Below are 8,892 nucleotides of genomic sequence, written 5' to 3'. Positions count from 1 at the left end.
GTCTGGCAGGACCGCCGCACCGCTGATCACTGTCGCAGGCTCGCCCGCGATGGGCTGGAGGATGACACCCGAGCGCGCACCGGGCTGCTACTTGATCCCTATTTCTCCGCCACCAAAATCGCCTGGATTCTGGATAACGTGGAAGATGCCCGCGCCAAAGCCGAGCGCGGTGACCTGCTGTTCGGCACCATGGATACCTGGCTGATCTGGAAGTTTACCGGCGGCAAAGTCCACGCTACCGATGCCACCAACGCCTCCCGTACCCTGCTCTACAACATCAACGACCAGTGTTGGGACCCGGTGCTGTTGGAGCGGTTCGGCATTCCCGAGGCCATGTTGCCCGAGGTGCTCGATTGCGCCGCCGACTTCGGAACCGCGCTGGAGGGGCTCGATGGGGTGGAGTTACCCATTGCCGGGGTGGCAGGCGACCAACAGGCGGCGGTGGTCGGCCAGGCCTGCTTCGAGCCGGGGATGATCAAGAGCACCTACGGTACCGGTTGTTTCGCCCTGATGAACATTGGTGAGACCCCGCGCCTGTCCCAACATCGNNNNCTGCTGACCACCATCGCCTACCGGTTTGACGGCAAGCCCGTATACGCGCTGGAAGGCGCGATTTTTGTTGCCGGTGCGGCGGTGCAGTGGCTGAGAGATAAATTGGGCATTATCCAAAGCGCCGAGGAAACTGAAGCCCTGGCGGAGAGCCTGAGTTCCAACCGGGGTGTGTATCTGGTGCCGGCTTTCACCGGGCTGGGGGCGCCGCACTGGGAGCCGGACGCCCGCGCGTTGATCTGCGGCCTGACCCGCGACAGTGGCCGCGCCGAGCTGGCACGCGCGGCACTGGAAGCGGTGTGTTATCAGACCCGGGATCTGTTCAAAGCCATGGAAGACGATGCCGGTGAGCGGCCCGAAACCCTGCGGGTGGACGGCGGCATGGTAGCCAATAATTGGCTGCTACAGGCTCTGGCCGACATTGTGCACGTTCCGGTGGAGCGTCCGGACATCATCGAAACCACGGCGCTCGGGGCCGCTCGTCTGGCCGGGTTACAGCTCGGCCTGTTCGGGGATCTGAACGATCTGGCTCAGCACTGGACCCTGGACCGACGCTGCGAACCCCAACTGGGCGATCAGGAGCGTGATGCAATGCTCAAAGGCTGGCAGGCAGCCATCGAGCGTGCGCGGAACGGGTGAGTCGACTCAGGTTCCGTCTCGAAAATGCGCCGAAATACTCATTTTGTGGAATCTTATTAAGCGAGTACGAAAACTGCTAGCCAGTTCAAAACCGTGATGAGGTGCCGATCCACATGAGCGTTGGGTTCCCTCGAGTGATGGTCGGGTTATTAGCCGGCCTGTTCCGCGTGTAAAGAAACCCGGCGTTGCCATCGAGGGGCTAATGCCATTACGTTATGATTGGTGGCATTTTTTATATGAATAATTAAATCTCTCGCGCGTAACGGCAAGTGATCGACTCTTGTCTGGGCGTTTGACTGTGGAAATATTGGACAATAAAAGATTGAGGTGCCAGAATCTAAAATCACTGTTGATCTCCTGGAATTGGCCAAAGGAAAATGTCATGCGCTCCTCGTTCAACGCTTTGCTGCTCATACTATTGTCATCCCTGATGTTTTTTCTGGTCTCTTGTGGCGGAAGCAGTGGAGGAGGTGGTAATGATCTCGGCGGGAATAACGGCGGTGAAGACGAACCCGAGGATCCGGTCGATATCAATACTGAGTTTGGGTATTTGATAGACGCCGCCGTTGAAGGGCTGAGGTATGAAGCAGGAGAAGTTTTTGGTTTTACGGACAGCAGCGGTCGATTCCGGTTTATTCCCCATGAGCCGGTAGCATTCTCATATGCGGGAATGTCGTTGGGAACAGTAACTTTGAATGAGGCTGACAGTGTTGTTACCCCGGCTGAATTGCGGGGCGTCAGTAGGGATGAAGCACCGTCAGATGTCACCACAGTAAACCTGCTTCGCCTGCTTCAGACCCTGGACTCTGACAGTGACCCAAGTAATGGCATCCGTTTACTGGAGGCTCAAATGCTGGGAGACTTCGGTCTGGAGCAATTTCTGAGCGCAGTGGAGCTGGATGACGTCAATTTTGATGCACAGCTGCAGTCCGCATTGAATGAGTTTGAAGGAGAGACTGGTACCAGCCTTACCCTGGTTTCCAGAGAAGACGCACTAGCTCATTTCGATATCAGTCTGGAATTGTTGGCGGTACCGGAGACTTTTATAGAGTACTCTGGAGCGGATCAATGGTCTTGGGATATACACACCAACTCATTCGGAGAGTGGGCAGCTCGAGTTCGCTTCGATGCGGATGGTTCTGGTTTGATGGAAGAGTTTTCCGATTGTGCTGAGGGGAGTGGTGATGCCGACTCATGGGTGGCAAATTACGCCCGAGCATCTGCGATCTGCAACCAGCGCCACGCCGAGGAAATTACCTGGTCTCTGAATGGTAATGTACTTGAAATCAGCACAGACTCCTTTACAGATACATGCAAGATATTGTCGGGAACGGTGCACCGTGCCAAAGGAAGTTGTCTTACGTACCGAGGTGAGGGGCGATATGCTACCGAGACTCAATACTTTGTGCGAACAGAAGTGAACGGGTTTTATCCCAAGTTGATCTCTGAAAGATTCTACGAGTTTAATCGCCAGGGTGTGCATAACCGGGGCGACTACAGCTTGCTGACTTACCGTGAAGATGGCACGGCTGACTATCGTATCCCGAGGGCAGGGACGGATGAAACGGGAAGTTTTGATTGGTCGATCGCCAATGACCGGCAAGCCATAGTCTATAGTGCTACGGACAACCCCGACGAGCAGACCAACTTTGTCCGTTACCTCGCAGGTGCGTATGACGTTGATGTGGACGCTAGTCGTCGAATCATGATTCCCAATTACGCGCCGGTCCGAATGAGCTCGGGTTGGGCTTACCGCTACAGTGCGAGCGATGGTCGCCTGCTTACCTCGAGCACTCAAGATCCGGATTCGGTGTGGCGCTGTCAGAACTCGACGACAGGTGAGCTTTGTTATCTCGTCGGTGGCACCGACTATGCCTGTCAGGCGATTCATAATTTTCCGACAAGACGTGGCGACTCCGTATACTGGATGCACTGCGGCGTTCTGGTAGGCGATGCTCCATCGTCTTTTCAAATCTGGCGGTTACAAGGCGGCAGTTAAGGTTTAATCTTTAGTGGGTGCGTCTCTGAAGCGGCCAGGAAGAAAGCAGTTGCCATGAAGATAGGTGATGCTAATCTGGCCTCTCCTCGGGATTTTTGGGGCGACACAGGCTCTGAAAGGTTTTGGGTGGGCAGCCGTACTCTTCTTTGAACAACTTGTTGAAATAGGAGACGTTGTTATAACCCACGCAGTACGCCACTTGGGAAATGTTGGCGCCAGAGTTCTCTGACAACAGGCGTGCAGCCTCGGTCAATCGAAGCCGCTTCAGGTAAGCGGTAAAGGTCAGGCCCAACTCTTCTTTCAGAATTTCGTTGACCTTGGTGCGGTTGATGCCAAGTGTTACGGCGGTGGAGTCCAGTGTCAGCTCGGAGTTGGCGTACTCCGTGGCGATATGCCGCAGAAGGGCACTTTTGTCTTTGTCTTTCTGAGGTTCGATGGAGAGCTTCTTGTAGGCAATCAGAGGTTGATCCCGCTTTATTTTTTCTTTCAAGACGGCGGTTTTTACCGAGATGTACGCGCGGGTTACCCATGCGAGGAAGAGCGCCCACAGGGCCAGGCTGACGCCCACACTGGCGTATAGATAACCGGGCCGGCTGCCAATCAGGTTCAGCTCGTCGATGCGGACCTGAGACAGAACATCGACAGGACTTTGTAGGGAGTTGATGAATGCCAGACCCATGGTTTTGTCCTGGCGGTAACCTCGCTCGCTAAGCTCAAGACCATAGCGATCCAGCCACCAGTCAGGCGTGATCAGCTCTTTCAGTTCCAGGGTTACGGTTTCCCAGCGGTTATCGCAGGAAAATGCGGTGGACGAGACTCGTCGGGTATCTTGGTGAAGCGGATCGGTGACCTGGTCGTCATAGCTGAACAACGCAAACAGCAGGACGTTGCGCGGCGCGCACAGCACGCGGAACGAGATGCTGTGATAACCGGTCAGATCCACCATGTGATGGGCCTGCTCCGGCTTGATGAAGTACAGGGAGAAATGGGTGTACGGAAATGACTCCTCAGGATCCAGCATAAACTCGTAGTCAAGTGTGCCAGCCTTACTCTTGATCGATAGCCAGGTGTCTCCAGTGGGGTTGCGGGGTTCTATCGCCGGTGCCCACAGGTACCCGTCGTCATCGGCTGGGAAGAGTGAGGTATTCAGTTGCGACTTGGCATAGCCGCTATAGATGATTGTCGCAGTGGCCGCCAGCAGCACCAGAAAGGCTGCCATGGATCGCCGGTAAAACGTCAGCATGGTCGAGTCATTTTATGAGTTTTTGGTCGAATCTGGTCTATTGTACTATAAGTTATCGGTCTATTGCTCGTCCTCGATCATCTCCCGCTGACGGCGGTACTCCTCATACTCTCCGGTAATCTCGGACAGGCAGCGCTCTCGTTGCCCACTCGGCATCTGATTGCACTCGTTGATCTGCCCCTGGCGAATACCGTCATACACGCCGCGCTCGGTGAAGGTGCAGTCTGCAAGGCCCAGCGCAAGCAAGGTCATCCCGGCGATCTTGAAAAGCCTGATGGATATCACAAAGCATTTCCTCTCGGTCTGTTCGTTGCTGGATAAAACTCACCGATTTTTCACCCGCATTGTGCACAATTTATTGGTAGAGCGCATAAGGTGAAGGTTCCGCACAGTTTCTGTGGAGCTCATCACGATATTGCATCGTGTTTTTAACTAGCATTGACGAAGCTGCCGTGCGTTTTGGCTTGCCCGTCACGTTCCTCAGGAGGAATGCACCATGCCAATAATAGTCCGTCTGTGCCTTTGCCTGTTGGCCGTCCCCGCCCTGGTCTACGCCGGATCGCCCCAAAGTGACGGAAGCGTGTCGGGCGATCAATTTGATTGCCTGATCAATCCGGCCGTCAGCGGGCTGGTGTCGTGTTTGCCGCCCGAAGATCATACCGCCCAAGGCTACCGCTGGGATATGGGCGATGGCGCTGTGTATAACAGCGATGGCACCGAACCCTATATCTATCACACCTACAGTGAGCCCGGTGAGTATACCGTGACGCTGACGATCAACCGAGGCCAAGCCAGCGCCCATTCGGAGACTGTGCTGTCCATACCGGAGCCGCTGGACGACGATATTTCACGTCAGCTGGCCAGAGGCCACCTCCGGTAAACGAGTCAGGACTGATTCGCCCACTTGGAGCGCTCACCTTTCTAGTAATAGATACATCTCAGAGGCGGCCAACAGAAAGGCGCCCACGCCAAAATTGGCAGTGGATTCGGCGTCGACAACCTGGCCGGGTATGGCTCGCTCACCAATGGGCTGAATATAGCCGATCTTGCCACTCCCCTGCAGCGCTGTTTCGCTCAGGTACTGCCACGCGTTCAGGGCGACAGGCAAGTAAGTATTTCGATCGAGTAGGCCATTGTTTATGCCCCACAGGTAGCCGTAGGTAAAAAAGGCCGTGCCGCTGGTTTCATACCCGGGAGCGTGCTCCGGGTCGAGCAGGCTGCGCGTCCAGTAGCCACCGGGCTGCTGCGCATCGGCCAGGGTGGCGGCCATTTTCTGATAATCCGCCAGGTATTCATCCCGATGCCTATGGTCCTCGGGCAGGTCCGCCAGCACCTTGGCCAGACCGGCAAAGATCCAGCCATCGCCCCGGGCCCAGAAATCCTTGTGACCATTCAGGCTCTTATGCTCAGGGTAAACGTACTTGGCATCGCGAAAGAACAGGCCGGTTTCTTCGTCGTACATGATGCTTTTGGCGTAGGTGTAGTATTCGTGCAGCTTTTCAAGGTACAGGTCGTCGCCAGTGACCTGATAGAGCTTGGTCATGACCGGCATCACCATGTACAGGCCATCGGCCCACCACCAGTAGTCATCCGCATCGGTGGCCATCTGGTATTCCATCACCTCCAGCGCCCGCGCAATTTTTTCGCGATCTCCGGTGATTTCATAAAGGTCGATATAGGTCTGAAAGCAGATCTGCCAATCACCAAATAGTACAAACTCGTCGGTTTCCCCGTAGCTGTATTTCCACTCTGAAGGCTGGTTTGATTTCGCGCCCATCCACTCGTTTCGCTCGCCCCAGCGCAGGGAATAATCAAGGTAGTCCTGGTCGCCCGTTACGAAATAGGCTTCCATGTTGCCGGTGTGGTAAGCCGCGTGTTCCCAGAAAGCCCAGCCGGGTTCCGGATGCTCTGACTGCCAGTAATCATTGGCGCGGGTCAGTTGTTCCCGTACGACCTCGGCGTCCGGTAGCGCATGGGTAGACTGGTTGCTGCCGGTGGTGCAAGCGTTAAGGAAAAACAGTACGACGAGTACAATCAGCCGATTGCGATGTAGGAGTGTGTTCATGCGATATCCATTCTGGTTGATCAGTGGTTGTAATGTCTGATTATATTGATTACGCTCATCTTAATTGTATTACAAAAAGGACGCAAATAATGATTGGTACACCTGGTGCGCTCGCCATCGTCGCTCTGTTGATTAAGTTGGGTTCAATTGTAGGGCTTGCTGTTGCCGTAGTAATGGCAGTGCGAGCTTTACGCAAAAGCGCTCGTGAGCAGGCGAGAATTGCGGATCAGCTAGAGGAAATTCAGCGCGAACTGAAGAGATAGCTACCTCCCTTCAGGTTCGCGGCTTGAATAACGCTACGCTGGCGCTTGAAGATGTTCTTTGGCAAAGGTAATAATTATTCACTCTTTGATTGAATAATCGATCACAAATACATCCTCCAGGATGTCGAGCTCCTCCATCAGCGCCACAAACTTTTTGTGCTCTGGGTGCGGCAGGTACTCGTCTCTGGCTTCTGCGTCGTCGAAGGTGACAACATAAACGTGGGTGAACCCTTTGTTCAAGCCTTCCGGACTGTTATTGACGCCGTCTTCATAGGAGGCGATTCCGGGAATTTCGTTCTGTAAAGCGCGGAAGGCATTGGTTACCTGATTGATATCACTCTCGGCTGCCCCTTCTTTATATTTGAAGGCAACAATATGCCGCACTGGGTCCTCGGTGGCATGAGCTGTGCTCACCGCGGCCAGCGTGGAGAAAATGGCGAAAGCGAGAATCCGGACGTTCTTTGTCATGGTGTTGACCTTTTTGTTGGGGGCATCATTTCTGGCCAGACCTAAGGTAGATCTGCCAATTTATCATATAAATTAATGATGACATCCCAGGCGAAGCCACGCAAGCCCATCAGGTAGCCCGGCCACCACTCCACCGCATCAGGTTCAGAAATTCGCGACGCGTCTTGGGACCATTGGTGCGGTAGTGGGGATCCGGGTGCTCGCGGTAGTGGGCTCGGGCCAGAGAGATGTTGTCTTTGCCGACCAGCTGGCGGATCAGTGACTCGTCAATCTCGTAGGGCACGAGGGCATTGAGGCCAAAGATCTTGCGCTTGATCTCTGGTGTCAGCCCCTGGTAGCCGTGTTTTTCCCGTACTGCTTCGGCAATCTGGAAAGTCCGGAACGCCTGAATCTGGTCCTGGGGCGAGCCGTACCAGATAGAGTCGGTGCCCCAGAGCACATTGTCCTCCCCCAGGTATTTGATCAACTTGCCCAGAGTATGCGCGGCGGAGTCGGGGTCGCGCATCAGAAACCGCCAAGTTGACCCCAGTTCCGCGTAAACATTGGAGTGTCGGCCAAGGTCGTTCTCGACCACCGTCTTGATCAGGGAGTCGACGCCTTCGTTCCGGCTAGGATCATAGGGCCCCTCGGCCTGCCCGGGCACAAACCCTGAGTGATAGACCAGAAACTTCAGATCGGGATAGCGCTTGGCGACCCGGCCAATGTCGTCGCAGAGGGAGTGCTCATAGGACTGGGGTCCGAAAGGAATGCCCTTGTGAATGACGATGATCTTCACGCCCAGCTTGCGCGCTTTCTCCAGAAAGGGAATACCGGTGTCGTCATCATCCAGCCAGTAGCCCTTGCCGTCCGGTCCCCACTGGGTATAGGTCTTCCAGGCGACCACGCCGAATTCCTCCTTCAGTCGGTCCATGTCCTCCAGGTCGCCGTCCTGATTCGGATTGACCCGCCCGTGCAGAAACAGGCGGTGACGGTTGTCTTTCATCTGATTGACAATCGATCGCGCGGCGGACGCTTCCTCAATGGTGAGTGGCTCCTCGTCCCGCTTCGAGGGCACGAAGGAAAGCACCATCAGGTCGGTGTCGGAATCCATGAACACATCCTGGATAAACGCATCCGGGCCCAGGCACTGCAGATAAGAGCGGTCCTCCTTGCCGGTGGCCAGGGCGCAGCCGGCCTGTTCCATGCCGGACAGGGGTCGAGCATCCTCCGGTATCTTGTCCAGCCAGGCCCCAGTGGGATTCACGAAATGACCCTGCACATCGAAGATGAATTCATCCCCTTCCAGCGCCTCGGCGGCGGCATACTTATCAAGCCCGGCTTCAGACGCCAGGGAATAAAAACCAGCCCCACGCCCGGCCGCCGCCTGAGCCGCATTGAACGCCAACAGGGTGGTCGCCGCGCCGCAGGCGGACACCAGCAGCTCCCGTCGGCTGACACCCAGCCGGTGTGCGTTGGCAGAGGTGGCCTCGTGCGCCATGCGGTTGGCCAGCTTGCTCGTCTTGTCCAGCGGGATAGGCACATACTCTCCATTACTGGTGCTGTCCAGCTTGATGGGCAGGCGTGTGCCCTCGGGATCGTGAACAAATTTCATGGTTGGCTCCTGATTTCAGGAATTAGGAACAACTTGCCCGTGGTGGGGCCGGAAGGAACGGGTGGTAACTAGAAG

At 55.5% G+C, this 8,892-nt stretch carries 9 protein-coding genes; 4 read left to right on the top strand and 5 right to left on the bottom strand.

The window, feature by feature from the left end:
• Window positions 1-1,188 (top strand): FGGY family carbohydrate kinase (locus B3187_RS11135; RefSeq protein ID WP_286806462.1); only part of this gene is annotated, 1,188 nt, incomplete at its 5' end.
• Between the two features lie 382 nt (window positions 1,189-1,570).
• Window positions 1,571-3,187, top strand: a complete 1,617-nt coding sequence (locus tag B3187_RS11130) for a hypothetical protein (RefSeq protein WP_286806461.1) — start codon at window positions 1,571-1,573, stop codon at window positions 3,185-3,187.
• 70 nt (window positions 3,188-3,257) lie between these two features.
• On the opposite strand, the gene B3187_RS11125 is transcribed toward B3187_RS11130, so the two are convergent.
• Both B3187_RS11125 and B3187_RS11120 read right to left on the bottom strand, forming a co-directional pair.
• Window positions 3,258-4,430 (bottom strand): helix-turn-helix domain-containing protein, encoded by a 1,173-nt coding sequence (locus B3187_RS11125; RefSeq protein WP_286806460.1) that lies wholly within the window; start codon window positions 4,428-4,430, stop codon window positions 3,258-3,260.
• Window positions 4,431-4,490: 60 nt separating this feature from the next.
• Window positions 4,491-4,682, bottom strand: coding sequence for a hypothetical protein (locus tag B3187_RS11120; RefSeq protein ID WP_286806459.1), 192 nt, complete (start codon window positions 4,680-4,682; stop codon window positions 4,491-4,493).
• Between the two features lie 244 nt (window positions 4,683-4,926).
• Between B3187_RS11120 and B3187_RS11115 the strand changes: the two genes are divergently transcribed.
• The gene (locus B3187_RS11115; RefSeq protein WP_286806458.1) at window positions 4,927-5,310 is read left to right on the top strand and encodes a PKD domain-containing protein; all 384 of its coding nucleotides are present in this window, start codon (window positions 4,927-4,929) and stop codon (window positions 5,308-5,310) included.
• A 33-nt stretch (window positions 5,311-5,343) separates the two neighbouring features.
• Here B3187_RS11115 and B3187_RS11110 read toward each other — a convergent pair whose 3' ends face one another.
• Window positions 5,344-6,495: a glycoside hydrolase family 88 protein gene (locus tag B3187_RS11110; RefSeq protein WP_286806457.1), complete on the bottom strand. Its 1,152-nt coding sequence runs from the start codon at window positions 6,493-6,495 to the stop codon at window positions 5,344-5,346.
• A gap of 32 nt (window positions 6,496-6,527) precedes the next feature.
• On the opposite strand from B3187_RS11110, the gene B3187_RS11105 reads away from it, so the two are divergent.
• Window positions 6,528-6,758, top strand: coding sequence for a hypothetical protein (locus B3187_RS11105; protein WP_286806456.1), 231 nt, complete (start codon window positions 6,528-6,530; stop codon window positions 6,756-6,758).
• Window positions 6,759-6,836: 78 nt separating this feature from the next.
• Here the strand turns inward: B3187_RS11105 and B3187_RS11100 are convergent, their stop codons facing one another.
• Together B3187_RS11100 and B3187_RS11095 are read right to left on the bottom strand one after the other, a co-directional pair.
• On the bottom strand, window positions 6,837-7,226 hold the full coding sequence (locus B3187_RS11100; RefSeq protein WP_286806454.1) for a Dabb family protein: 390 nt from the start codon (window positions 7,224-7,226) through the stop codon (window positions 6,837-6,839).
• Between the two features lie 109 nt (window positions 7,227-7,335).
• The gene (locus B3187_RS11095) at window positions 7,336-8,817 is read right to left on the bottom strand and encodes an amidohydrolase family protein (protein ID WP_286806452.1); all 1,482 of its coding nucleotides are present in this window, start codon (window positions 8,815-8,817) and stop codon (window positions 7,336-7,338) included.
• Window positions 8,818-8,892 lie beyond the last annotated feature (75 nt).

The sequence above is a fragment of the Marinimicrobium sp. UBA4209 genome (genome assembly GCF_002381585.1).
GTDB classification, from domain to species: domain Bacteria; phylum Pseudomonadota; class Gammaproteobacteria; order Pseudomonadales; family Cellvibrionaceae; genus Marinimicrobium; species Marinimicrobium koreense.
The sequence above is the reverse complement of the archived record's forward strand: the minus strand, read 5'-3'. Positions and strand labels throughout refer to the sequence as shown.